This window comes from bacterium, assembly GCA_040757115.1.
Lineage (GTDB): Bacteria > UBA9089 > CG2-30-40-21 > CG2-30-40-21 > SBAY01 > JBFLXS01.
The window spans coordinates 1-2,757 of record JBFLYA010000369.1; the positions used below are offsets into that span (position 1 = coordinate 1).

2 protein-coding genes are annotated in these 2,757 nt (G+C 35.7%); both read right to left on the reverse strand.

Annotated elements, in window-relative coordinates:
- Positions 1-1,828: amidase domain-containing protein (locus tag AB1422_18745; protein MEW6621339.1), on the reverse strand; the 1,828-nt coding region annotated here is incomplete at its 3' end.
- Positions 1,825-2,733, reverse strand: coding sequence for a HEAT repeat domain-containing protein (locus AB1422_18750; protein ID MEW6621340.1), 909 nt, complete (start codon positions 2,731-2,733; stop codon positions 1,825-1,827). The genes AB1422_18745 and AB1422_18750, both read right to left, overlap by 4 nt.
- Between the last annotated feature and the right edge of the window lie 24 nt (positions 2,734-2,757).

Consider the following 2,757-nt stretch of genomic DNA (forward strand, 5'->3'; position numbering starts at 1 on the left):
AGCCTGTAACCGTCCCGGGTAAAAACTCAAATTCATCACCATATTTCTGTGTAAAACATACTACCACCCCACCTTCCTCAACATATTTCCGTAACCTCCATTCCAATATTTCAGAGGTATCTACACCGCTTAATCCATAGCTCGGAATGACCAGCACCTTGAAGTCGGATAACTTGCGAGGGATGATGGACGAGGGATGAGGGATGAAGGACGGAAGAGGAGGGACGAGGGATGAAAGAGGAAGTGACTTTTGGAGTCCAGGCTTTAGCCTTTCATTCGCAGCATTGGGCATTTGGATTTGATTTGACATTTGGAATTTGGATTTTGGAATTTGTTTGTAATTTGGAATTTGTGATTTGGAATTTTCCTCGATGGAGGATGGTAACGGTTCAAGGTCACGATCGATAAACCAGACCGGCTCTTTAAACCGTCCTAAAAGATGTGCTACACCATCTACAAATCCATTCAAATACACCCCAACCTCTGCCTCAGAATCTATCTTTGCCGGTGTTGGGTACCGTGGGTCTGAAATATCATAGGATTCATCCGGATGGTCAGTGACAATATTCTGACCATTGGCATACTGGATAGCAGAACTTTCTACACCTTCTATATCAACAATAATATAATGGATAAGATTATCATCAGGAATAAGTTCTTCACCTGAAGTAACCACAAAACAGGTAGAATCTTCTCCTTTAGCTGGTATCTCTAAGGTAGAAGCAGGATATTCAGTTATACTCAGACACTTTGATGCCTTAATAAGAATCATTGTTATGTTAGCTATTTTAGACTCGTTGGTATTATTTGTGATGGTGATGTAGTGTGTATGTGATTCGTATGGCTCTGTAAAATTCTCCCAGGCGGGGTAAATAGAGACAATAAAATTTTCTTTAACTTCAAAAGTCAATCTATAATCATCTTCAGGACTTTCATCTTCTTGTCCATCCTCATCGCCATCCAGAGTATTTCCATCACTATCTTCTGCTGTTCCTAAAATGGTAACGGTATAATTCTCAGCATCAAAATCCTGTGATGGATTAAAAGTAAAAGTCCTATTATTATTACTCCAACTAAACTCTCCTTGAATATCAGGATAGATACGAAAAGCGTTCTCAACAGAAGTGGTATTCATTGGCTTACTGAAGTTTATTACAATATTTGTATCTATTCCTACACCTGTAGCTTCATTCTCTGGAGTAGTCGAAGTTACACGGGCGTCTGGGATATGATAAAAATGAGCTATTGGAAAAGGATCAGGAAAATACCAGCTTAAAGATTTATGGTATCGATTTTTATTATGAGCATTTAGAATTATGTTATTCCCACTTCCTCCACTTACTATCACTGCATGACTATATGTATCATTAGAATTTCCAAAGATAATTACATCACCAGTGGTTAAGTTATCAGGTGGTGAACCACTGTCCCTTATAAAACTGTATTCAACATATTGATTATTAACCAGGTGTTGATGTAAATTATCACAATAAGGAATAGTAGCATCTATCCACTGATTATTAATATGTCTTTTCCCATAGCATCCAGGACCAGCAGTTAAATCAAGACCACCTTCAATTAAACATTGGGAAACAAAATTGGCACAATCTCCACCTGAATCATTATAATTTTTATAGTAGGAATTTGGATCATGGTTAGGATTATCTAAATCAGGATTATTATAGCCCCAAACATTATAATCATCTTCGTCTGGTCCCCAATAAGTATTTCCATAAGTAGACACCTCATTTCGATTAAAAGATAATACAGTTGTAGCAATCATTAGACAAACAGAGAAAGTTATAAATATAAAATGTATCCTTTTCATTTTTTACTCCCTTCAATTCCTAATCTTTTCAATATCCTATTGGCTATATACTGGATATTTTGGTCTTCGTCTTTACTTAACTCCTTTATAACTGATATGGCTTTTTCATTACCAATTTCCCCAAGATCCCGTAAGGCTTTATACCGTATTGTTTTTTTAGTCTTATCTATAACTTTTTTTAATTCATCACTTGTAAAATCTCCATATCCTGATAAATCGATACTCCACTTATCCATATTCTCTCCTTTAGCAAGACTAATTAACACAGGTAATGACTTTGTCTTCTCTCCAAGAGCAACTAATACTTTAGCTACAGTGGAACAGACTAATATATCCTTATCTTCTAATGCTTCTATTAAAGAAGGAATAGCTGATTTGTTTCCTATTTGTCCTAATGCTTCAGCAGAGTCTCTTCGAGCCTCTGCACTTCGAGCTCCAGTAGTTTTATAATTTTTTAACACTTCAATTAATACTGGTATTGCTTTCGGATCTCTTGAGAGTCCTACATAAGTAATACTCATATCTTCATGAGTCAGAGGATATAAAGTTTCCTCCTTCATTTTTGTCTTTATCTCTTTAATTATTTTAGGGATTTCGAGTAAATCTACTTTATCCTCTATTAACCCTAATCTGAACTCGACCTCTTTTTCTATTTTTTCTTTTGATACTCCTTCCATCCTACATTCTTCTCTTAATTTTTCTCTTATTTCTGCTCGTCTTTTTTCTAATGCCTTTTGTCTATCTACTATTTTACTTTCATTCTTTCCTTGTTCCTCTAGTGTAGTTTCTTTCACTTGACTTTTTTCTTTAGCTGGTTCCCCACCCATAGCTTGTAACACTGTACCTCCCCCAATCACCATACTTAAAACCACTAAAAACCCTAATACTTTTTTTACTTTAAACATCTTTCAAACACCTCCTAAAATTTT

Excerpts from the sequence above, each read along its gene's own strand:
- AB1422_18750 (MEW6621340.1), bottom strand. The coding sequence starts at position 2,733 with ATGTTTAAAGTAAAAAAAGTATTAGGGTTTTTAGTGGTTTTAAGTATG.